The following is a 23,348-nucleotide window of genomic DNA, read 5'->3' as shown; positions in this document are numbered from 1 at the left end:
ATTCTTTTTATCTTTATATTTAAATATATTTATGTATTGTTATATATATTCATAAATTATTAAAATAATTTCAAAAAACATCCGTTCTGCAAACATTCGTTCTATATGCTTATTATACACCATACAAACGTTCGATTCAATATAAAAATTAAATATATATCACTATTGGTAAATTTTACAATATTATTCACTAAATATGTCAAAATAGCTTTTTGAAATAACTTATTTTGTCAAATAAAAAAAGTTATTTCGATAAAAGTGTACACTTAAATTGAAATAACTTTTCTGATATGAATTATTTAGCTTTATACTATAGTTTCATTAAGCTAACATATGTAATATTTGAGTCACTATAAGAGCACAATAAGTTCCTATAACATTTCCTAAAAGCCCCATAAGTACACCTACTGGAATTAATACCGGATTATGAACCCCAGCAATCATTGGTGCTGTAGTTACACCACCTATATTAGCTATACTTCCTACCTCACAAGTAAATAAGTCTAATTTAAATAGTTTTGCAAGTCCTATAAATGAAATAGCATGTACAAGAACTACTACTAATCCAAACATTATGTAAACAGGAGCCTCTGATAGTCCAAAGAAATTTGCTTTACTTCCTGTTGCTGCAAGAAGCAAGTACATAAATACATTTCCCACTAATGTACTTCCTTTAAGTTTTGATATCTTAGTCATACCTAACAGTATTGATACTGTAGATGCAACAAGCACTACCCACATAGTCTCATTAAGTATACCTGAAGTTGGAAGTATCTTAGATACAATCTGTGCAAATGCTGCAACTCCAAATCCAACAGACAATAAAGTCATAAGTTCCACAAATGTAGGTGCTGTATTATCTTTATTTTCTTTCTCAAGCTTTGCTGTAACCTCATCTATAAAACTTGTATCACATTTTGTCCATTTGTTGAATTTAGGGCCAAATTTTACAGACATTAGACAAACAGACATCCATACTGTATATCCTATAGAACCCATAAGTATTGCATAGCTAAGCCCTTCTTCTGCAACACCTAGAGCATTAGCTGCTGCAATCATATTTGATGAACCACCTATCCATGACCCAGATGCTGCACCAAGAACTTTCCACGAATCTGCACCCATTGAACCTTTAAAAATTATAAAAGCTATGATAAATCCAAGCATAAATGTCAATGTAGCGCAGAAAAATGATAATAACATTTTAGGTCCCATTTTTAATATTTTTCTTAAATCACATTGAATTAATAAGAATACTAACATTAATGGTAGAAAATTTACTGTTATTATATTCTGATATATACCAACTTCTTCATTTTGTGCAAATAAACCAAATGATGCAAGTATAGCAGACCCTAAATAAATTAAAAGCATTGGATTAATAACATCAAATATCTTCCATTTTAATTTATCAACCATGTAAAAAATGCCACCTACAAATACAACTAAAAAACTACAAAATACGAATCCGTTTTCAATCACATTATACACATCCTCTCTTTTCCTAAGTGATTCAGATTTTTTATAATTCCTAATAAAAATTTTTCTCAGAATAATCCAAATAATTAAAATAAACTTTTATATATATATTTAGCTAATTAAATACATATATAACCAACTATTTACATATATTAATAAAGGTTTACAGATTAATTACTTTAAAAACGAATAATCTGAATTTAAAATCTTTTTCAACAATTATTTTATTACTAAAATCTTTATTTGTAAAGAGAATTAAACTAAATATCTCATTTATTTGTTTTTATTTGTTTATTTGTTTTTTATTTATTTTTATTATTTATACAATAAAACTATTTTTAACTTAAACCTATATAATATAAATTAATTTTACCTTATATATTATTTTTTTTAATAGATTTAGAAATTTTTCTTTCAAATACAGTTTTCAGAACATTCGTATTTATGTTATAATTTGTATGAATATATATTTTTTAGGAGGAAATAATATGAACTTAAATTTAACTAATACTATAAATTTAATGAAGAAGTATCTTGATATACCAAGTCCAGCTGGATATACTGAAAATGCAGTTTTAGAAAGCAAAAAGGATTTTGAAACTTTAGGTCTTAATACTACTCTTACAAAAAAAGGTGCACTTATAGCTACTCTTCCTGGTGAAGATGATTCAAATCAAATAACAATATCTGCACATATGGATACACTTGGTGCTATGGTAAAAGAAATATCACCAGATGGTACTCTTAAATACCATAAAGTTGGTGGTGGTTGTTGGGCCGCTATAGAGGGTGAAAATTGTACTGTTATAACTAGAAAAGGTAAAAAAATCAGAGGAAGTATTGTGTTTAAATACGCTTCTACTCATATATATGGACAGACAAAAGCTGCATCTGAAAGAAATGAAGAAACAATGATTATTAGACTTGATGAAAAAGTATTTAATAAACAGGATGTTTTGGATTTAGGAATAAGTGTTGGAGATTTTGTATGTCTAGACCATCGTTTTGAAGCTACAGAATCTGGTTTTATAAAATCTAGATATATAGATAACAAAGCAGCTGTAGCAATGGTTCTTGAAATAGCTAGATACTTTAAGGAAAACAACTTAACACCTAAACATACTACTAACTTCTATATAAGTAATTATGAGGAAATTGGACATGGTGTCTCTAAAGCTTTACCTGAAAAAACTAGAGAATTTGTAGCAATAGACATAGCACCTACTGGGCCAAGTCAAACATCTAGTGAACATGGTGTGACTATAGTTGCAAAAGATAACTTATCTCTATATGATTTTAATTTAAGAAATAAACTTGTAGATGTTGCAGAAGATAATAATTTAGATTATGCTGTTGATGTATTTACTTTTTATGGTTCAGATGCTTCAGAGGCTATTCGTTGGGGAGAAGATGTTCAAATAGCTTGTGTTGGCCCTGGAACAAATAATAGCCACCACTACGAAAGAACTCATATAGAAGCAATTGAAAATACTCTAAAACTTCTTATAAATTATATGCTAAAAAAATAATTAACTATATATTTTATTAAAGTCATTTCTTTGTAAATAACCAATTTTTATTTTTATTTTTATACAAAAATTGGTTTTTCTATAGACTTAATTTCGATTTACTACTATTATATAAGTAACTTCAATTTTCTTTAGTTAATTTTTATATGATTCACACAAATTGTATAAAAATTTTCTTTAGTTAATTGTTGTTAAAATAAATTTTACAAGCTAACCCTACCAGAAAAGAGTTATCTAATCTGTAAGGAAATAGTTTAATATAGCACATTATAATTGTGTAATTAATAACTTTTCTTTTGTAGAAACTTTTCTTTAAAAAGAAAAGTTTTTTGATTTTGGATTTGTTTAAAAACATATTTTCTGAGTTAGGAGGATATTTATGAAAAAGGTTGCGGTTATAAGTGCTATTTTGGAAGAACCAAAAGAATGTCAGCTTAAATTTAATGAAGTTGTATCGACTTTTAAAGGCATTATTAAAGGTAGAATGGGAATTCCTTGTGAAGAAGAGGGTGTCTCAATTGTATGTATAGCAGTTGTTGGCGAAATGGATATTATCAATAGTTTGACTGGTAAATTGGGAAATATACCTCATGTATCTGTAAAAACTAGTATATCAAAAAAAGAAATTTAAGGTGGTGAGTACAAATGAGTCTAAATTCTACTCCACAATCAATAAGAGTACATATAGGTCTCTTTGGCAAAAGAAATGCAGGTAAATCTAGCGTAATAAACGCTATAACAAATCAAAGTGCTGCAATAGTATCAGATATTGCTGGAACTACTACAGACCCAGTATTTAGACCAATGGAAATCCTTCCTATAGGACCTTGTGTTCTTATAGATACTGCTGGTCTTGACGATGTTGGTGAGCTTGGTGAGCTTAGAATAAGCAAATCATTAGATATTTTAGAAAAGACAGACATAGCTTTACTAGTAGTGGATTGCCAAATTGGTGTGTCAAAAGAAGATTTATCACTAATTGAAAAGTTTAATGATAAAAATATACCTCATATTTTAGTACTTAACAAGATTGATACAATTAAAAATCAATCTGAAATTTTAAGCTTAACTAAAAATAAAGTTAAATGTCCAGTTGTTTCTGTCTCATCAACAGATAAAATTGGAATTGAAGATTTAAAAAATGAAATAATAAAGGTTTTGCCTAAAGATAGTAATGAGTTTAAATTGGTATCAGATTTAATTGAGCCAAATGATTTAGTTGTCTTAGTCGTTCCAATAGATAAGGCAGCTCCAAAAGGTAGGCTTATACTTCCTCAACAGCAAGTTATAAGAGATATTTTGGATACTGGAGCAATTTCTATAGTTACAAAAGAAGATAACTTAAAAGAAACTCTATCTAATTTAAGTAAAAAACCTAAGCTTGTTATTACTGACTCTCAAGTATTTCCACAAGTGGATAAAGATACTCCAAAAGATATTCCTCTTACATCTTTTTCTATATTGTTCGCTAGACAAAAAGGAGACCTTAAAGAATTAATTGATGGTGCCTATGCTTTAGAAAATTTAAAAGATGGTGACAAGGTCTTGATGGCTGAAGGTTGTACTCATCATAGACAAACTGATGATATTGGAACAGTTAAAATCCCTAATATGATTAGAAAGAAAACTGGTAAAAATATTACTTTTGAATTTAGTTCTGGAGTATCCTTCACTGAAGATATAACTAAATATGCACTTGTAGTTCATTGTGGAGCTTGTATGATGAATAGAGCTGGAATGTTATCTAGAATAGAAAAGGCAAAATCTTTCAATGTACCTATCGTAAACTATGGTATTTTAATAGCATATACAAAAGGTATTTTAGAAAGATCACTTGAACTTTTCAATTACTAAAAATTTAACTATATTTAATAAATACATATTTAGATATGACTAAAAATAAGATTAAATACTTTATAGATAAACTTTACAGCATTAATTCACTAAGCTTTGATGAACTACTATACTTAATAGAGAATATCGACAATGAAGAATATAACTTTGAACAAAATTTGAGAAACTATCTTTACAAGCAAGCTAGCGATATGAGAAATAAATACTATGGAAATAGAGTCTACTTAAGAGGGCTTATAGAACTTACAAACTACTGCAAAAACAATTGTTACTACTGTGGTATACAATCTTCTAACAAAAATATTACAAGATATCGACTTTCAACGGATGAAATACTTGAATGTTGTGATATAGGTTATAAGATAGGATACAGAACTTTTGTTTTACAAGGTGGTGAAGACACATATTTTACTGATGATAAGATATGTGAGATTGTTTCAAGTATAAAAAATAAATATGAGGATTGCGCTATAACATTATCATTAGGAGAAAAAAGCTATGACTCCTATAAAAAATACTTTTTAAGTGGTGCAGACAGATATCTTTTAAGACATGAAACTGCTACAGACAGCCATTACAAAAAATTACATCCGCCAAACATTGAACTTAGAACTAGAAAAGAATGCCTTAAAAACCTCAAGGAAATTGGTTATCAAGTAGGTGCTGGATTTATGGTTGAGTCACCATTCCAAAGCAATGAGGACCTTGTTCGTGACTTATTATACCTAAAAGAGTTAAATCCTCATATGGTTGGTATAGGACCTTTTATCCCACATCATGATACAATCTTTAAAGATTATAAACATGGTGATTTAGAAAAAACACTACTTATGCTTTCAATTACAAGACTTCTACTTCCAAAAGTCTTATTACCTGCTACAACAGCTCTTGCATCTATAAACCCTAGTGGTAGAAATGCAGGCCTTTTAGCTGGTTGTAATGTAATTATGCCAAACCTTTCTCCTCAAGAATTTAGAAAACAATATTCTCTTTATGATAACAAAGCATTTACTGGTCAAGAAGCTTGTGAATATCACCAGAGTTTAGAGGAAAATATCAAGTCGCTAGGACTTAAAGTTGACTACTCTCGTGGTGATAATATTGAATGGAGGCGTTTGTAAATGTTCATAAAACATGAACTTATTAATTCTTTATTAGAGGATGCAAAAAATTCAACTTCTGATGATATTGAGAAAGTGCTTGATAAGGCTGATAGAAGAGAAAAACTTAGCTATAAAGATATAGCTACACTTCTTGAAGTAGAAGATAAAAAACAACTTGATAGATTGTTTAGTATAGCTGGGCAAATAAAAAATGAAATATACGGTAATAGAGTGGTTTTATTTGCCCCTCTCTATGTATCAAACTACTGTGTAAATGAATGTGTTTACTGTGGTTTCAATACATGTAATAAATTTAAAAGAAAAAAGCTTACTATGGACGAAGTAAGAGAAGAAGTTAAAATACTGGAAAAAATGGGGCATAAAAGACTTGCTTTAGAAGCTGGTGAAGACCCTAAAAATTGTGATATAAACTATATATTAGACTGCTTAGATGCAATTTATTCAACATATAATGAAAATGGAAATATAAGAAGGGTAAACGTTAACATAGCAGCTACTAGTGTAGATGAATATAAACTATTAAAAGAAAAAGGAATAGGAACTTATATACTATTCCAAGAAACATACCATAAACCAACATTTATAAAGATGCATGGTCAATCTATAAAAAATGACTACTACTACCATTTAACAGCTTTTGATAGAGCTATGGAAGCTGGAGTTGATGATGTTGGTGCTGGAGTTTTATTTGGTTTAGCTGATCCTAAATTTGAAGTTTTAGGCCTTATGATGCATAATGAACATCTGGAAGAAAAATTTGGTGTAGGATTCCACACTATATCTTTTCCTAGATTAAAAAAAGCTGAAGGTATGAACTTAGAAAACTTCCCTCATTTAGTTTCTGATGATATGTTTAAAAAAATTGTAGCTATAACTAGATTAGCAGTTCCTTTTACTGGAATTATAATGTCTACTAGAGAAACTGCCGAAATGAGAAATGAATTATTAAAATATGGTGTATCACAAGTTAGTGCAGGTTCTCTAACAGGTGTTGGTGGATATAAAGCATATGAGGATGGTGACAATACAGATCAATTCGAGGTTGGAGACCACAGAAGCCCTGTAGAAGTACTTAAGGAACTAATTACTGATGGATATATACCTAGTTACTGTACAGCCTGTTATCGAAAAGGTAGAACTGGGGATAGATTTATGAGTTTAGCTAAGAGTCGTCAAATTCACAACGTCTGCACACCAAATGCACTTACTACATTAAATGAATTTTTAATTGATTATGGTGATGAAGAACTTAAAGTTATGGGTAAAAAACTTATTACTGAAGAAATAGCTAAGATAGAAAGAGAAGACATAAGAAACATTGTATCTAACAATATGACTGCCTTAGAACGTGGGGAAAGAGATTTATACTTATAAAATTTTATTCATTGTATATTATTATTGTATATTCTATAGGTTAGTAGTAATATTATCTAAAGGGAAAGTTTAAGGGAGGGAGATTAACATTGAAAGATAACAACAATACCAATAAAACTATTCAATTTGGAGAAAAAAAAGCTAGCCTAGAAAACAATATTCAAAAAAATAAAAATGTCAAACTTGATGATACACACAAAGTCATTCCTTACCCTAAAAATAGAAAAAAGGATGATAAAAAGAAAAATAACAAAAAAAAGAATACAAATATAAACAAACATAAGGTCAATAGAGATAATTATGGGCATTCTTTTTTTAATAACAAATACAAATATAAAAGAAAACCATATGTTATTGCTTTATACACAGTAATTTTTATTCTTTTAGCAATTTTGATTATAACAAAATTGACAGATAGTTCGAGTAAGGGTAACTACTCTCGTAATACTGTTTCTGATACTCACAAAAGTAATACCCAAAACATAACCTTTAATGAATCGACTAATCTTCTTACTTGTGGGTAACTTAAAAGAGTTATCTCATTTCAGAAATTACTTTCTAAAATTGAGATAACTCTTTTTTATTTAATATCTATTTTACCAACCTTGAGTTACTTCATAAACTTCGTCACCAATTCTACCATTTAAATAATCATCTATTGCAGAATCTATAATGCTCATTGCTTTATCTACCTGTTCCTTAGTTATTACTAGAGGTGGTTGTACTCTTAAAGTAGATTGTCCTAAGAATATCATTATCAAACCAGTTTGTATACATCTATAGCATATCTTAGCTGTAGCATCTGGATATTTTTCAGTAGAACCTTTTCCTTTAACTATATCAACTCCTATAGATAAACCTAAGCCTCTTATTTCTCCAATTATATCGTATTTTTCTTTTAGTTTTTCAAATCCTGCTTTAATATAATCTCCCATTTCTATACTCTTTTGAAGTAAGTTTTCTTTTTCAATTATTTCTATAGATTTTAAAGCAGCTACACATACTGTTGTATTTCCAGCTAAAGTAAATAGATGTGCTGGTGCATCAAGACTTTGCATTATTTCTGTTCTTCCAACAACTGCTCCTAAAGGTAATCCTCCACCAACAGATTTTCCAAGAACTATAAGGTCTGCTTCAACACCAAAGTTTTCTATACCAAACCATTTACCTGTTCTTCCCATACCTTGTTGTATTTCATCACTTATAAGTAGTATTCCATTTTCTTTACATATTTTACTTAATCCTTGAATCCATTCTACTGGAGGCACTATTATCCCTGCATCTCCTGCAATTGGTTCTATAAATATTGCAGCTACTTCTTCTACTGGTAAGTAGTGTGCAAAAGCATATTCCATTTCATCTAAACATTCTTTAGCAGTTCTATTTTTATCTGGATAATGGAAGTGATAAACTTCTGGTAATAATGGACCCATTTTTCTTCTCATATTTGTACTTAATGCAGATATAGATATAGCTCCATAAGTACTTCCATGATATGACTCACACATAGATATTATTTTTGTTCTTCCAGTATATCCTCTTGCTAATTTTATAGCAGCATCTATACAAGCAGAGCCTGTTGCGCTGTATAATACTTTCTTATCATTATCTCCAGGGGCTATTTCCACAAGCTTTTCAGCTAATTTTACAGGAGGATCACTATGGAAATATGCAAGTGTATATTGTGTGATATCATCCATTTGTTCTTTAACTGCTTGTGAGATTTCCTTATTTCCATGACCTACATTTGCAGAGCCTGCACTTGCTAAAAAGTCTACATACTCATTACCTTCATAATCATATAACATCGCACCTTCACCTGATTTAAATGCTACTGGATAATAAGGTATTTTTTGAGTTTTAGCAACATATTTTTTTTCTTCTGTACTTATCATTTGACTAGTTATCTCGCTCATTGGCAAATCATTCCCCTCTTTAAGTAAATTTATATTTTTAGAATTATTGCAATTTGTAAAGATATTTTTATATAAAATTCTTTATATACTAATGTTAGTATTTTTGACACAAATTGTCAATATATGTTTTTATAATTTTCAAAATATTTGTTATTCAGAGATAATATATTTTGTTTTCAGCAAATCAACTCTATTTCTCCAAAAAATAAAGAACTCTATTCTATTATAATAGAGTTCTTTGCAAATTATCTTATAAATACTATTTTTCTGTTTATTTTTAATTAAATCATATTATCATCTTTTATTATCATTGATGATTTCTTTAAAGTATTGTAATTGTTCTTGTTGTTTTTTATGTTTTATATCTGGAAAAGCCTTGATAATTCTTTTTTGTAAGATAATATTAGATTCTATACGGTCTAATTTACTGTTTATTTTATTTAATTTTTCTCTAGCTTCTAATTCTTCACTATTTATTGTTTTAAATAAAGCTTGTATCTCTCTTCTATCAAACTTATCTAATTTCATATTTATACCATTTAGGTCTGTAATTATTTCATCTAATAAATTGAGCTTCATATCTAATTTTTTAAGTGATATGATAGTAACAATTAAATCCACAATTGTCCATAAAGTCGTAATTACCACTATTGAAATTAATATATTATACGGAATAGTACTTACAATATATTCTATATAGGGATGTATAAATTTTATTATTACAACAGACATTATACCAAAATATATTGCATTTTTTAAACAGACTCTTCCCTTTATATTAAATTTTTGGTCAGAATAATCCCACCATTTAGCATGAAATAATGTTTCTAAAATAAATCCTGTAAAATATTCTAGAATTGTAGTCAAAATCATTCCTATCAAAAATAAAATAATTATATTGTCAAATCTTCCTAGTATTGATATCACAAGTACTGCTCCAAAACCATAAACAGGACATATTGGACCATTTAAAAACCCTCTATTGATTATCCTTTTGCTTGCTATAGAACATCCTGCACTTTCTACTACCCATCCTAGAAATGAATATATAAAAAAATACAAAATATATTTTATTATCTCCATAATTTATCTCTACTCCTTCAACAGTTGATATATTTTTGTGCATAATGTAAAAATAATTATAGAAATAGTTTTTTCGTTTTTTACTTTTGTTATTCTTTTTTTATTGGATATTCTATTCATCTAATCCAATTAATAATCTAGAAGCTGTGATTCCATGTTCATCTTTTGGTTGATTATCTTTATCAATCCAAATCTCAAATGTATCAGTTTTCTTTAATAGAGGTAAATTTTTAACATCAAATTCTTCATATCTAATTATATCTTTGTTCTCTTCTTCAGTAATTACAAAAGATATTAATTTTGTATTTTTACTCAGATAAACTTTTATATAACCATCCTTATCCATTAAATTTTCTGGACACTTTATATTATTATTACAAGCTGTCTTAATAGTTAACACACCATTTTTAAAACTTTCAAATGAACCAATTATATCTGCCTCATTTTTATCTATATCTTTAACTATTTCCTTATTTTCTTCAACTAATATTCTTGAAACTTGTTTATCTGGCTTGAGTTTAAAAGTTAACAAGCTTTGGTAGTTTGTAACAATGACACCCAATCCTATCACTCCCAAAATTATGCTTGTACTTATTATGGCTTGGAATTTTTTAATGTTATTAGGAAATAATTTGGTCACCTTTGTATAAATAATAATACCAAGTATCCCACCTAATGAATTTAGAATCACATCATCTATGTCACTGCTTCCAATAGCCAAAATGTATTGTATTAATTCAAATCCTAAACTAATAAGAGAAATTATTATAATTATATTTCTTTTATCTAATTTTTTTAATACTATAGGAAGAAAAATTCCCATCGGAATAAATATACCTACATTACCTATGATATTTGCAATAGCTCTTATAAGACTAATGTTACTGTCTGTTATAAATTGCCATACTGTATAAAAGGGAATTAAATTGACAGACCTAAATCCCCCCTTGAAAATAGCGTAAATTGGTACATCTTTAAATAAAATTATCCTTATAGTTATTAAAACATATACCAAAAATATTGTGTATATAATTGACAATAATAATTTTTCTGAAGTTCCACATATTTCCTTTTTCAATAATAACACCTTCTCTCTTTTAATATTTTAATAGTACCAACAAGTATTTAAGATGCCTTTAAAATTTTCTTAAATTTTCCTTAAGTGTTAAATTAAAACACATTAAAAAAGGTCTATACTTTAAAATATAGACCTTCATAAATTTCCTTATAAATACATTTTATTAAATAACAAACAATTTAAGTGTAGAACAAACAATAACCAAAGTTAAAAGTAATCTAGCATATAAAAAATTTTTTTCTTTAAGCATAACGCCTGCAATTCCAAGTATAAAAAAGAGAGATGCAATAAATTTACCAAGAATATTATTACTTGGATAAGAACTAAAATGCATGAAACAAAGTACAAATGTATATACCCCTATTGCATTAAATACAATTGTATTAGATGCTATCTTTCCTTTATTAAAAAAGAAACAGAATATTGACACTAAATCTAAAAACAAAAATACATAAAACATGACTTTTAAAACGCCCATACTTATACCCCCTAATAAATTTAATTATAATATCTGGTTTATTTCATACAATTCTCAATATACTCAGGATAAACTTATAATCTTAATATAATAATAGTATAAGTTTATATTACTGGCTTATTAATTTTTATATTTACATTACTAGTTTATTACTTCATATTCATACATATTATAATCACATTCATACATATTTAAAGACTCATACGTTGCTTTTGCATTTATGTTTTCTTTTTCTACATATAATCTCATGCCAACAATATTTTCATCTCTATCACACATATTTTTTATATGATTAAATAAATAATTAAAGATGCTCTTTCTTCTATACTCTTTCTCTACATATACACTCTGAATCCAAAGAAAGTTTCCATTTCTCCAATCACTCCACTCATATGTATACATAATCTGTGCGACAACCTTATCAAATACTGTATATACATAATATTTTCCTTTTCTTTCATCTAATAACAATGCCCTTACACCTTTAGTTAAAACATCCATGTCAAGTTCTTTTCCTTCTGTTTCTTTGGCTAAATTATAATTAAATTTCGCTATTATATCCAAATCCTCTAAACGGGCTTCTCTTATCTCTATCAGCTCTTCATTTTCATATAATTCTATATAGTCTTTTTGTTGTTCCATACTTATTCCCCCATATCTATTTTATGTATTACATTAATCTTTTGTAATAATACATTATAAAATTTTTTCTAGTTTCATAAATGCATAATCGAAGGTAGATTCTAAGTTACCATTATTTTTTCCTCCACCTTGAGCTAAAACCTGACTTCCTCCACCTTTACCATCTATAAGACTTATTGCATCCTTCAATAAACTTCCCATATTGACAGCTTTCAAATTTTTAGAACATGCAAAAATCAAGTTTATTTTTTCTTCAAATCTAACAGCTAATAATGCAATATTATTTTCATCTTCTGTAATTTTATTTGCAATTTTATTTACATATTTTAAATCTTCTTCATCATAAATTTTTTTAACAACTGAAACATTTCCAATCTTATTTGCATTTTCTACCATTTCTTTAACTTGATACTTAGCTACTATTTCTTCAAGTTTTCTTTTTTTACTTAGAGAATCTTCCACTTTCTCATTTAAATTTACAATTCCATTTATAGCATCTTCTTCACTACAACTTAAATATCTACAGATTTTGGTTAAGTATACATCCCTTTTTAATACTTCATCTACAGCTCTTTTCCCAGCTAAAAACTCTATTCTTGTACTAGATTTATGCTTCTCCCACTTCTTTATTTTTATCATTCTAAGCTCACTTGTTGATTTTGGGTGTACTCCACAACATGCATTTGTATCTAAGTCACCTATTTTTACTACCCTTATTTCTTCATTTGTGTTTGGTAAAGCACGTCTTACCCAAATTTTTTTTAATTCTCTTTTAGTTGGAAGTAATGTTTCTACTTGTATATTTTGACGAATAATTTCATTAGCAAGCAACTCTATCTCTCTAATTTTTTCTTCATCTAAGTTACCATCTATATCTACTGTACTGTACTCATTTCCTAAATGAAAACCGGTTGTATTTGCATTAAAAGTCTTAAAAAAACACCCTGAGAGTACATGTTGTCCAAAATGTTGATGCATACCATCTTCTCTTCTATCCCAATCAATACTACACTTTACCTTATGTATTTTTATTGGTTTTTTATCTAATATATGATACACTTTTTTATCTTCTTCATATACGCTTATTACTTCATAATCATCTATTTTTCCTAAGTCTCCAAATTGTCCTCCTCCACCAGGGAAAAACGCTGTTTTATCCAGCAAAACATGAAACTTATTTTCTATTTCTCTTATCTCAATTATTTCTGCCGTGAAATCTCTTATATACTGATTCGTATAGTATAACTTTTCCATTATGATTTTATCTCCATTTCCTTTATTCTAAACTGCCTTATTGTTTAAATATGCACATATTTTAGGTTAAGTTTAAAGTAATTACACCAGATATAGCTTAACCTATTTTTTAATAGTAATCTTCTACTATATTTTAACATATAGATATTAATGTTAACAAATTTATAATTATATATTATTTTAAATATTCAATAATATAAAGTATATTAACATTGCTTTTTTAAAAACTTTAGTATAAAATCATATTAAATAAATTTTCTGAAATGATAGAATATTGCAATCTATAAAAAACATACTTAATAACATATAGCATTGTATTATAAATATATCGTTTTATTTTGTAGGGGGAGTGATTTAAAATGCCAATAAAACCAAGAAAAATATCTATTGTAGGTTCAGGTCATGTTGGTTCGCACTGTGGATTTAGTTTGATAACTCAAGGAGTTTGTGATGAGCTCTTTATGATTGATATTGATGAAGCTAAGGCAAAGGCTCAAGCTTTAGATTTAGCTGATGCGGTTTCCTATCTTCCACATAAAGTACATATAGAAAAAGGAACTTTTAATGATTGTAAGGATTCTGATATAGTAGTGATAAGTGTTGCAGATTCTTCAGAAGGTCCTTTACGCAGACAAAACACAACTAGGTTAGACTTACTAAAACCAACTATTGGGATGATAAAATCTATAGTAAAACCTATAATTGATTCTGGATTTGATGGTATATTTATCGTTATTTCTAATCCAGTTGATGTAGTTACAAATTATATCTGGGAAAAGTCTGGTTTTCCTAAAAACAGAGTTATTGGAACTGGAACAGCTTTAGACTCAACAAGACTTAGAAGACTTTTATCTGAAGAGACTGGAATCGCTCAACAATCAATACAGGCCTACTCAATGGGTGAACATGGAGATTCTCAAATAGTTCCTTGGTCTCATGTTTCAATTGGTGGCAAACCAATTTTAGATATGATAAAGGATAATCCAGATACTTATGGCAAATTAGACTTACCATCAATAGTTGAAAAAAACAAGAAAACAGGTATAGGTATAATAAATGGCAAAGATTGCACAGAGTTTGGAATAGGAACTGCTTTAGTAGAAATTTTAAAAGCTATACTACATAATGAGAAAAAGATTTTACCAGTTTCTACATTATTAGAAGGTCAATACAATGAAGAAAATGTATTTGCAGGTGTTCCTTGTATTATAGGTAAAAATGGGATTGAGGGAATTGTTGAAATCAATTTAACTAATGATGAGCAAGCTGGATTTAGTAAATCTTGTTCTGTTTTAAGAGACCATATTGCACTTTCAAAGACTATTTAGTTTTAAATCTATGCTATTTATTCTTTAATTAACTTATTTAGATGCTCTATAATTATTATAGAGCATTCTCATATGTATACATAAAACAAAATGTAAGGAGATGTTAAATTTGTCAATAAAACCAAGAAAAGTATCAATAATAGGAACTGGTCATGTTGGTTCACATTGTGGATTTAGTTTAGTAACTCAAGGAGTTTGTGATGAGTTACTAATGATTGATATAGATGAAAGTAAAGCTAAGGCTCAAGCTTTAGATTTATCAGATGCAGTTTCTTATCTTAAACATGCCACAAAAATAAAAAGTGGAAATCTTGATGATTGTAAAGATTCTGATATTATAGTAATAAGTGCGGGTCCATTACCTGAAAAAAATCAGACTAGATTGGATACACTTGAGTCTACAATCAACGTTGTAAAAACAATTGTAAAACCTATTGTTGAGTCTGGATTTGATGGTATATTTATTGTAATTTCAAATCCAGTAGATATAATTACTGATTATATTTGGAAAGTTTCTGGATTTTCTAAAAATAAAGTTTTAGGCACAGGCACTGCACTTGATTCTTCGAGACTTAGAAGACTTTTATCTGAGGAAACAAATCTTCCTCAACAATCAATACAAGCTTATTCTATGGGTGAACATGGAGATTCTCAGATAGTTCCTTGGTCTCATGTTTCAATTGGTGGTAAGCCATTGTTTGATATTATGAAAGAAAATCCTAGCACTTATGGAAAATTAAACTTAGATGAATTAACTGAAAAAACAGCAAGAGCTGGTTGGGATGTACTTTATGGCAAAGGTTCTACTGAATTTGGTATTGGTACTGCTTTAACAGAAATAGTAAAGGCAATTTTTCATAATGAAAGAAAAATCCTTCCTGTTTCTACTCTATTAGATGGACAATATGGACAAAAAGATGTATTTGCTGGTGTGCCTGCTATAATTGGCATAAATGGAGTTGAGTCTATAGTAGAAATTAATTTAACTGATGATGAACAAAAAAAATTCAATAAATCATGTACTATTTTAAAAGAATACATTCAAATTGCTAAGGATATTTAGATTAATATCATATTAGAATACATATTTAAATTAATAGCATATTTTAAATATATCTTAAATTTAATATTGAAAGCAGGTAAATTGCTTATGATAAAAAACCATATCAACAAAGCTTAAATATAAATACCTGCTTTTATCTTTCAATATTAAATTATTAATTTATCTTTTCCCATCAAACTTTATAACTTTGCTTTTTTTCTTTGTATTTTGAGATAGAAATCCATTTTTTAATCCCATCAACAATTCTAGGTCTTCTGGATAAAGACTTATTCCTATATCCCCTAAATTTGATACTATATTATCTGTATTCATTATTTTGTTTTCTATCAATAATTCGACTGCTTTTTTTAAATATACTGGACTTACACCCTTCATTTTATCTAATGGTTCTTCTATTAACCATCCGCGTTTATCCATTTCACTCATAAGATAATTATACTTTTTGTAGCTTATCTCACCTAAATTATATGCTCTAAAAATCATAACAGATATAGGCACAATCCATTTTTGCTTTAGTTCTACATAATAATCTAGGTCTTCTGGATAAACCAAGTCTTCTAAAAAAGTCTCTCTTGGAAGCAAAAATGCACAAGCATACTCATCTGCTAAAAATTGCTTATTTGGTATTCCTAATTGACTTGATATTATATATCCAAGCTCATATGCTAAATCATAGTTTCTAATTGATGCTGATTTTTTATCATTCCCAAGAGATATTAGATATTTAGTTTCTTTACCAATTCTCTGTTTTTGAGTAAATACTGTTGCTCCTTTTCTATCTACATTCATTCCTGATATTATAATCCCATTAGCCTCTAATAAACTTACCATATTTAATATTGGATTGTTGTTTAAACTCCAAAGTTTTCTAGTCTTATTAGCAAGACTTTCTATATCATTTACATTAACATCCTTAATTAGTTTTCTATTTGGTAAGTTTTCTTTTGGAAATTTTATATAACTTTCCATAAACGAGTATATTTTATGGATAATTATTATTTTTTCTCTATAAGAAATTCCCTCTACTCTAGGAAGTTTAGAATGAGGATTAAAATGACTATCTTCTACAATAACATTTATACTTTCATTTTTATAAAAATACTCTTTGGGGAAGTTTAATATATTTGATAATTTTAATGCATTTTCAATATTTGGAACATACTTATTTTCTTCAAAAGCTTGTAAATCTTTTTTATTTATTTTAGTTTCTTTAGATAACTGTTCTAGAGTTTTAGCTCTAAAAACTCTAGCTGATTTTAATCTTTTTCCATTAAAGTCTTTTAAATTCATTTGTTTTCTCTCTTTCAAAAATTAAATTCTTTAGTCATACAAATATAAATTATAACATTACAATTAATAATTTATCACATTATTGACAAAAAAACAAAAGATGAAAACATAAATTTATATTTCCATCTCTAATCTTAATATATGATATTAACTAGTTTTAATTATTTAAAAAGTTTTAAATATTCTCCATATCCTAGTTCTTCCATATCTTTTTTAGGTATAAACTTAAGAGAAGCAGAATTTATACAATACCTTAAACCTCCAAGTTCCTTTGGCCCATCATCAAAAACATGACCTAGATGAGAATTTCCTTTAGCACTTCTTACTTCAACCCTATACATGCCTTGTGAAAAATCGCTTCTTTCAATTACAGACTTATCTATAACTGGCTTTGCAAAGCTAGGCCATCCACATCCTGCATCAAATTTGTCCTTTGAAGAAAATAAAACCTCTCCACTTACTATATCTACATAGATGCCTTCTTCATTATTATCGTAATATTCATTTTCGAAAGGTACTTCTGTCATATCATTTTGAGTAACTTCAAATTGAATAGGAGTTAAAGTCTTTTTTAACGCTTCCCTATCTACATTATTTCCATCCCAATAACTTTTTACAAAATTATATCTTCCTGAACCTTTGTAATACATATTATAATTCAATGGTCTTTTTTTATAATAATCTTGATGATTTTCTTCTGCTTCATAAAACTTAGTTGCTGGAATTATTTCAGTAACTATCTTACTATCAAATATTTTACTATTTTCTAAGCTTTCTTTTGACTCCAAAGCTGTATTTTTTTGCTCTTCATCATGATAAAATATAGCGGTTTTATATTGAGTTCCTCTATCACCAAATTGTCCACCATCATCTGTAGGATTAATTTGCTTCCAAAATATATTTAAAAGTTCATCATAACTTATTATGTTATCATCATAAGTTATTTGAATAGCTTCAACATGGCCAGTTGTTCCTGAACATACTTCTTGGTATGTAGGATTTTCAACATGACCAGCTGTATATCCAGAAACTACTTTTATAACCCCATCATATTTATCAAAAGGTTTTACCATACACCAAAAACACCCACCTGCAAAAGTAGCAAGTTTTATCATTTTCATCACTCCTTAAAAAAATTATATTTTATTTATTCCCTAAGAAGTAACTTAATAATCTTGTATTTTATTATTTTTTACTTTATTTAGAAAATACTATATGATATTAATGTATCTAAAATTGCAAAATTTTTTATCAAAATTATAAACTATAGAAATTCTCTACTTATAAATATAATTAAAAACTATACTTAATTTTTATAAAAACTTTTTCTATTTATCCATTCAAATGCATCTTTTATATCACAGTTTTCACCTAAAGATATTAAGTATTCTAGTGAATCACAATCATCCATAGCTACCTCTCTTTCCATTCTAGGATTTAACCTATAGTAATTATCTCCAAGAAGTTTTTGAGAAAATAATTGACTCATTTGAGAATTCCCTTCTAGTGTAACAGATATAATTGGTAAGTCTGGCTTCTTATTGATTATCCAGTCAATAGCTCCCCATTCAGTTGTATCTGTCTTTATACTATTATATACATATCCAGTCCCTATAGAAAAAAGTCTTGTATTTTTATAATTTAACTTAAGTCCACTGTCAATTGAATAAACTATACATGCTAGACTTGGATCAGTTGCTATTATTCCACCATCAACATGACAATTATAGGTTGGGAAAAATACTGGTGCAGCACTACTTGCCATTGCTACGTCTACAACTTTACTAGTTTTAGTAAGAGAATTTGGCATATTATTATAAAATACAGGCTTCCATGAATGTTCTTCATTGCCTATATAAAAGCTTGGCACCATGACTAGTTTATTTAAATCTTTCAATTCTAAATCCTCTGGAAATATACTTAGCAAAATTTCCTTTAGATTTTTATTTTCATACTTTGGTCTAAGCATTTCTGCATAACTCTTGTTGAAAATATACTTTGAATTTTCAATTGAATAAAGTGTCTTTATCTCTTTAGGGCTTACACCATATGCAAGCCCTAATGCAATCAAACTACCTGTAGATGTTCCTCCAAACATATTTATATTATTTAATAAACTTGGATACTCCTCTACTAGTCTCTCAAGTATGGATATACTTAATGCTCCTTTTAATCCACCACCATCGAACGTTAATATATTAAAATTCGAATTTTTCATATACACATACCCCCATATAAAAGCCTTATATCTTTTAAATTTTAGTTAAAATAATTACACTATAGTATATATATATTATGCAAATTCTATATTACAAAGTTCCTCTTTCTATAATTAAATTCAGTATCCTGCACTATTAAAACTATACTTTTTATTTGTTTATACTATACACATATTTTAAGTATTATAAGTTTAAAAGTATGATTTATTGTAAACAGTTGATTAAAATAGTATCTACTTTGTAATAGACCATAAAAACATAAATAAGGGTTGACTTTATACAAAGCCACCCCCTTATTTATATTAATTATAATTAAGCTTAATAATACTTCGATTATAAAATTTATACCTTATTAATTAAGCGTATACTCTTTATCCTAATATTTTTTTCATATCTTCTTCTGGAGTAGATATAGGAGTTAAAGCAAATTTTTCAACCAATATATTTAATACATTTTGAGATAAAAATGCTGGTAAAGAAGGTCCTATATAGATATTTTTTATACCTAAGTAAAGCAATGTAAGAAGTACACAAACAGCTTTTTGTTCATACCATGATAGCACTATGCTAAGAGGTAATTCATTTACATCACATTCAAAAGCATTTGCCAATAGAACAGCCACTTGAATTGCACTGTAAGTATCATTGCATTGTCCCATATCCATTAAACGTGGTAAACCACCTATTTCTCCAAGATTTAAATCATTAAATCTATATTTTCCACATGCAAGAGTCAATATAACAGTGTCATCAGGAGCTTGTTTTACAAATTCAGTATAATAATTTCTTCCAGGTTTTGCACCATCACAACCACCAACTAATAAAAAGTGTCTTATAGCTCCATTTTTTACAGCTTCTACTACTGTATCTTGTACAGATGAAACTGTTCCTCTTGCAAAACCAGTGGTTAGCATATCACCTCCATTTATTCCAGTCATATGCATATCTTCTTTATATCCTCCAAGTTCAAGTGCTTTTTCTATGACATTAGAAAAATCTTTATCTTCTCCAATATGAATCATACCAGGATAAGCAACCACTTCTGTAGTAAATACTCTATCTCTATAACTATCCTTAACAGGCATTAAACAGTTTGTCGTAAATAATATTGGAGCAGGTATATTGTCAAATTCTTTTTGTTGATTTTGCCATGCTGTACCAAAATTTCCTTTTAAATGCTTATATTCTTTTAATTTTGGATATGCATGTGCTGGTAATAATTCTCCATGAGTGTATATGTTTATTCCCTTATCTTTTGTTTGCTCTAGCAATTTGTGTAAATCATAAAGGTCATGCCCTGTAACTACAATAAATGGACCTTTTTCAATTTTCATAGGTACTTGAGTTGGTTCTGGTGTTCCATAAGTTTCGGTATTTGCTCTATCAAGTAATTCCATACATTTTAAGTTTATTTCTCCAGTTTTCATTACAAATCCTAAAAGTTCATCACTAGATAAGTCTTCTCCAACTGCTACTAACCCTTCATAGAAAAAGTCATTCACTTCTTTATCTGTATATCCAAGTACCATTGCATGATAAGCATAAGCAGCCATACCTCTTAATCCAAATAAAATCAATGATTTTAATGAACGTATATCTTCATTATCATTCCATAAATTCTTCATATCGTAGTTGTCATTTCTACTACAAGTTGTCGAGCAATCTGAACATCTAGGTACAAGTTCACTTTTTGCTAGTTCAGTTTTTTCAATTTGTCTTTTTATAGCTTCATCATCAAAACTTACATTTGTTACAGTAGTAAACAATCCTTCTATCATAACTTTATCTGTTTCTCTTGTTGGTCTATTTTTATTTCCAACAGTTGCTCTTGAAAGTCCAATTAATACTCCTGTAAGTTCATCTTGTAAATTGGCTGTTCCCCCTTTTTTACCACAAGCTCCGTTTATAGTACATCCTTTACCACCAACTGTCTGTTCACATTGAAAACAAAACATATTCTCCATTTTTTATTCCTCCCATTTCATTTTATTTATTAAAATTTATTAAATTGTCTACGATTTACTTAATTAGATTTCTCCATCTACTATTTTCCCATCTACAGATATAGTAATTACTTGCCATGGTATCATCTTTCCACTACTTTGTAGAGCTGTTCTAACTGCATTTACGATACCACCACAACAAGGTACCTCCATACGTGTTACCACTATATTTTTAATATCATTTAATTTTAAAATTTCTGTAAGTTTTTCAGCATAATCAACTTCATCAAGTTTAGGGCAACCAATTAATGTAACCTTATTTTTCATAAATTTATTATGGAAATTTCCATATGCATATGCTGTACAGTCTGCTGCTATTAAAAGACTTGCATTCTTTAAGTATGATGCATTAGCAGGTACTAGTTTTATTTGCACTGGCCACTGATTAAGCTGAGACCCTTGTGCCTCCATTACTATATCGTTATTTGTAGATATAGTATCTAAATCTTGTCTTTTTATAGACTTAGACTTAGAACCTGGACATCCATATGCTAAATTTTCTTTTTGTGCTCTCTTTGCCTCCATGTTTGCTTTTACTGCTTCTTCATCATATTCTGCAGCCTCTCTATTTTCAAATGAAATTGCATTCGTTGGACAAGTTGGTAAACAATCCCCTAAACCATCGCAATAATCATCTCTTAAAAGTTTTGCTTTTCCATTTACCATACCTATAGCTTCTTCATGACAAGCTTCAACACATAATCCACAACCATTACATTTTTCTTCATCAATTTTAATTATTTTTCTAATCATTTATATCACCTCATAAAAAATTTTTTGTTTAAAATACTACTTTACTAGATATTTATTTTTAAGACATAGATCTTTTTGTTTTAAGTTTTTGTATCAGGATTTTTATATCTCCTTGATTTTATAAATTTAGTATAGTACAATAAAAACAAATTATCGGTTGCATATGCAACAAGGAAGTGATTATTTGAAAAAATTTTTAGAAAAACATATAAATCTATTAAGAAAAATTTCTCTGTTTGAAGGAATTAAAGATGATGAACTTGAAGCAATGTTAGAATGTTTGGGTGTTATTGATAAGACTTATCCAAAAGACAACATAATATTTTCTGTAGGAAATGAAGTGACTTCTATTGGAATTATGCTTAATGGAAGTGCACACATAATAAAAGAAGACATTGAAGGTAATAGAAATATTGTAGCTGAGCTTTTACCTGGTGATTTATTTGGAGAGGTGTTTGCTTGTACTAGACTACATAAAAGTACTGTAACAGTAGTGACAACATCTTCATGTGAGGTTCTATTTATAAAGTTTAAAAGTGTAACTGGTATTTGTTCGTCTACATGTGAATTTCACAATAGACTTATTGAAAATATGTTACAATTAATAGCTGAAAAAAATATTTTACTTCATAACAAAATAGAGTTACTTTCTTGTAAAACAACTCGTGAAAAATTACTCATGTACCTTTCAAATCAAATAGAGAGAACGGGTAACTATAAGTTTACAATTCCTTTTTCAAGAAATGAAATGGCTGACTTTTTATGTGTTGATAGAAGTTCTATGTCAAGAGAACTTGGAAAAATGAGAGATGAAGGTTTATTATCCTTTAACAAAAATAAGTTTGAAATCTTTTGTTTCCAAAATAAGTTTGATATTTAAA

21 protein-coding genes are annotated in these 23,348 nt (G+C 28.2%); 9 read left to right on the top strand and 12 right to left on the bottom strand.

Annotated features, from left to right (window positions below; all coding sequences use genetic code 11):
- Positions 1-321: 321 nt before the first annotated feature.
- Positions 322-1,482, bottom strand: a complete 1,161-nt coding sequence (locus KGF36_RS02775; protein WP_227829517.1) for a DUF819 domain-containing protein — start codon at positions 1,480-1,482, stop codon at positions 322-324.
- Between the two features lie 485 nt (positions 1,483-1,967).
- Here KGF36_RS02775 and KGF36_RS02770 point away from each other — a divergent pair, with 485 nt between their 5' ends.
- From KGF36_RS02770 to KGF36_RS02745, 6 genes are all read left to right on the top strand, one after another.
- Positions 1,968-3,008, top strand: coding sequence for a M42 family metallopeptidase (locus KGF36_RS02770; RefSeq protein ID WP_227829518.1), 1,041 nt, complete (start codon positions 1,968-1,970; stop codon positions 3,006-3,008).
- 379 nt (positions 3,009-3,387) lie between these two features.
- Positions 3,388-3,639: a TM1266 family iron-only hydrogenase system putative regulator gene (locus KGF36_RS02765; RefSeq protein WP_227434807.1), complete on the top strand. Its 252-nt coding sequence runs from the start codon at positions 3,388-3,390 to the stop codon at positions 3,637-3,639.
- A gap of 14 nt (positions 3,640-3,653) precedes the next feature.
- On the top strand, positions 3,654-4,862 hold the full coding sequence (gene hydF / locus KGF36_RS02760) for a [FeFe] hydrogenase H-cluster maturation GTPase HydF (protein ID WP_227829519.1): 1,209 nt from the start codon (positions 3,654-3,656) through the stop codon (positions 4,860-4,862).
- A 35-nt stretch (positions 4,863-4,897) separates the two neighbouring features.
- The gene (hydE, locus tag KGF36_RS02755; RefSeq protein WP_227829520.1) at positions 4,898-5,983 is read left to right on the top strand and encodes a [FeFe] hydrogenase H-cluster radical SAM maturase HydE; all 1,086 of its coding nucleotides are present in this window, start codon (positions 4,898-4,900) and stop codon (positions 5,981-5,983) included.
- Positions 5,984-7,360, top strand: a complete 1,377-nt coding sequence (hydG, locus tag KGF36_RS02750; protein WP_227829521.1) for a [FeFe] hydrogenase H-cluster radical SAM maturase HydG — start codon at positions 5,984-5,986, stop codon at positions 7,358-7,360.
- 89 nt (positions 7,361-7,449) lie between these two features.
- Complete coding sequence (locus tag KGF36_RS02745; protein ID WP_227840642.1) at positions 7,450-7,884, top strand: hypothetical protein; 435 nt, start codon at positions 7,450-7,452, stop codon at positions 7,882-7,884.
- A gap of 72 nt (positions 7,885-7,956) precedes the next feature.
- Here KGF36_RS02745 and KGF36_RS02740 read toward each other — a convergent pair whose 3' ends face one another.
- From KGF36_RS02740 to KGF36_RS02715, 6 genes are all read right to left on the bottom strand, one after another.
- Complete coding sequence (locus KGF36_RS02740; protein WP_227829523.1) at positions 7,957-9,276, bottom strand: aminotransferase class III-fold pyridoxal phosphate-dependent enzyme; 1,320 nt, start codon at positions 9,274-9,276, stop codon at positions 7,957-7,959.
- 294 nt (positions 9,277-9,570) lie between these two features.
- Entirely contained in the window at positions 9,571-10,359 is a 789-nt protein-coding gene (locus KGF36_RS02735) for a putative ABC transporter permease (RefSeq protein WP_227850052.1), read from the bottom strand.
- Between the two features lie 112 nt (positions 10,360-10,471).
- Positions 10,472-11,437, bottom strand: coding sequence for a VanZ family protein (locus tag KGF36_RS02730; protein ID WP_227829525.1), 966 nt, complete (start codon positions 11,435-11,437; stop codon positions 10,472-10,474).
- 163 nt (positions 11,438-11,600) lie between these two features.
- Positions 11,601-11,915: a hypothetical protein gene (locus tag KGF36_RS02725; protein ID WP_227829526.1), complete on the bottom strand. Its 315-nt coding sequence runs from the start codon at positions 11,913-11,915 to the stop codon at positions 11,601-11,603.
- Between the two features lie 141 nt (positions 11,916-12,056).
- Positions 12,057-12,557 (bottom strand): GNAT family N-acetyltransferase, encoded by a 501-nt coding sequence (locus tag KGF36_RS02720; protein ID WP_227829527.1) that lies wholly within the window; start codon positions 12,555-12,557, stop codon positions 12,057-12,059.
- A gap of 54 nt (positions 12,558-12,611) precedes the next feature.
- Entirely contained in the window at positions 12,612-13,811 is a 1,200-nt protein-coding gene (locus KGF36_RS02715; protein WP_227829528.1) for a DHHA1 domain-containing protein, read from the bottom strand.
- A 359-nt stretch (positions 13,812-14,170) separates the two neighbouring features.
- On the opposite strand from KGF36_RS02715, the gene KGF36_RS02710 reads away from it, so the two are divergent.
- Both KGF36_RS02710 and KGF36_RS02705 read left to right on the top strand, forming a co-directional pair.
- Complete coding sequence (locus tag KGF36_RS02710) at positions 14,171-15,139, top strand: L-lactate dehydrogenase (RefSeq protein ID WP_227854553.1); 969 nt, start codon at positions 14,171-14,173, stop codon at positions 15,137-15,139.
- A 109-nt stretch (positions 15,140-15,248) separates the two neighbouring features.
- Positions 15,249-16,202 (top strand): L-lactate dehydrogenase, encoded by a 954-nt coding sequence (locus KGF36_RS02705; protein ID WP_227854552.1) that lies wholly within the window; start codon positions 15,249-15,251, stop codon positions 16,200-16,202.
- 159 nt (positions 16,203-16,361) lie between these two features.
- Here the strand turns inward: KGF36_RS02705 and KGF36_RS02700 are convergent, their stop codons facing one another.
- From KGF36_RS02700 to KGF36_RS02680, 5 genes are all read right to left on the bottom strand, one after another.
- Positions 16,362-17,492 carry an XRE family transcriptional regulator gene (locus tag KGF36_RS02700; RefSeq protein WP_227854551.1) on the bottom strand — a complete coding sequence of 377 codons (1,131 nt, stop codon included), beginning with the start codon at positions 17,490-17,492 and terminating at the stop codon, positions 16,362-16,364.
- 161 nt (positions 17,493-17,653) lie between these two features.
- Positions 17,654-18,607, bottom strand: a complete 954-nt coding sequence (msrA, locus tag KGF36_RS02695; RefSeq protein WP_227829532.1) for a peptide-methionine (S)-S-oxide reductase MsrA — start codon at positions 18,605-18,607, stop codon at positions 17,654-17,656.
- Between the two features lie 191 nt (positions 18,608-18,798).
- Positions 18,799-19,710 carry a patatin-like phospholipase family protein gene (locus tag KGF36_RS02690; protein WP_227829533.1) on the bottom strand — a complete coding sequence of 304 codons (912 nt, stop codon included), beginning with the start codon at positions 19,708-19,710 and terminating at the stop codon, positions 18,799-18,801.
- Positions 19,711-20,082: 372 nt separating this feature from the next.
- Positions 20,083-21,675, bottom strand: coding sequence for a hydroxylamine reductase (hcp, locus tag KGF36_RS02685; protein ID WP_227854550.1), 1,593 nt, complete (start codon positions 21,673-21,675; stop codon positions 20,083-20,085).
- Positions 21,676-21,738: 63 nt separating this feature from the next.
- On the bottom strand, positions 21,739-22,467 hold the full coding sequence (locus KGF36_RS02680; RefSeq protein ID WP_227854549.1) for a 4Fe-4S binding protein: 729 nt from the start codon (positions 22,465-22,467) through the stop codon (positions 21,739-21,741).
- A 163-nt stretch (positions 22,468-22,630) separates the two neighbouring features.
- On the opposite strand from KGF36_RS02680, the gene KGF36_RS02675 reads away from it, so the two are divergent.
- Positions 22,631-23,347: a Crp/Fnr family transcriptional regulator gene (locus tag KGF36_RS02675; RefSeq protein ID WP_227829536.1), complete on the top strand. Its 717-nt coding sequence runs from the start codon at positions 22,631-22,633 to the stop codon at positions 23,345-23,347.
- The last annotated feature ends 1 nt before the right edge of the window (position 23,348 follow it).

The sequence above is a fragment of the Clostridioides sp. ZZV14-6009 genome (genome assembly GCF_020658095.1).
GTDB lineage: Bacteria > Bacillota > Clostridia > Peptostreptococcales > Peptostreptococcaceae > Clostridioides.
This window is presented reverse-complemented; position numbering and strand designations above follow the sequence as displayed.

Excerpts from the sequence above, each read along its gene's own strand:
- KGF36_RS02770 (WP_227829518.1), top strand. The coding sequence starts at position 1,968 with ATGAACTTAAATTTAACTAATACTATAAATTTAATGAAGAAGTATCTT.
- KGF36_RS02765 (WP_227434807.1), top strand. The coding sequence starts at position 3,388 with ATGAAAAAGGTTGCGGTTATAAGTGCTATTTTGGAAGAACCAAAAGAA.
- hydF (WP_227829519.1), top strand. The coding sequence starts at position 3,654 with ATGAGTCTAAATTCTACTCCACAATCAATAAGAGTACATATAGGTCTC.
- hydE (WP_227829520.1), top strand. The coding sequence starts at position 4,898 with ATGACTAAAAATAAGATTAAATACTTTATAGATAAACTTTACAGCATT.
- hydG (WP_227829521.1), top strand. The coding sequence starts at position 5,984 with ATGTTCATAAAACATGAACTTATTAATTCTTTATTAGAGGATGCAAAA.
- KGF36_RS02740 (WP_227829523.1), bottom strand. The coding sequence starts at position 9,276 with ATGAGCGAGATAACTAGTCAAATGATAAGTACAGAAGAAAAAAAATAT.
- KGF36_RS02735 (WP_227850052.1), bottom strand. The coding sequence starts at position 10,359 with ATGGAGATAATAAAATATATTTTGTATTTTTTTATATATTCATTTCTA.
- KGF36_RS02725 (WP_227829526.1), bottom strand. The coding sequence starts at position 11,915 with ATGGGCGTTTTAAAAGTCATGTTTTATGTATTTTTGTTTTTAGATTTA.
- KGF36_RS02720 (WP_227829527.1), bottom strand. The coding sequence starts at position 12,557 with ATGGAACAACAAAAAGACTATATAGAATTATATGAAAATGAAGAGCTG.
- KGF36_RS02715 (WP_227829528.1), bottom strand. The coding sequence starts at position 13,811 with ATGGAAAAGTTATACTATACGAATCAGTATATAAGAGATTTCACGGCA.
- KGF36_RS02710 (WP_227854553.1), top strand. The coding sequence starts at position 14,171 with ATGCCAATAAAACCAAGAAAAATATCTATTGTAGGTTCAGGTCATGTT.
- KGF36_RS02700 (WP_227854551.1), bottom strand. The coding sequence starts at position 17,492 with ATGAATTTAAAAGACTTTAATGGAAAAAGATTAAAATCAGCTAGAGTT.
- msrA (WP_227829532.1), bottom strand. The coding sequence starts at position 18,607 with ATGATAAAACTTGCTACTTTTGCAGGTGGGTGTTTTTGGTGTATGGTA.
- KGF36_RS02690 (WP_227829533.1), bottom strand. The coding sequence starts at position 19,710 with ATGAAAAATTCGAATTTTAATATATTAACGTTCGATGGTGGTGGATTA.
- hcp (WP_227854550.1), bottom strand. The coding sequence starts at position 21,675 with ATGGAGAATATGTTTTGTTTTCAATGTGAACAGACAGTTGGTGGTAAA.
- KGF36_RS02680 (WP_227854549.1), bottom strand. The coding sequence starts at position 22,467 with ATGATTAGAAAAATAATTAAAATTGATGAAGAAAAATGTAATGGTTGT.
- KGF36_RS02675 (WP_227829536.1), top strand. The coding sequence starts at position 22,631 with ATGCAACAAGGAAGTGATTATTTGAAAAAATTTTTAGAAAAACATATA.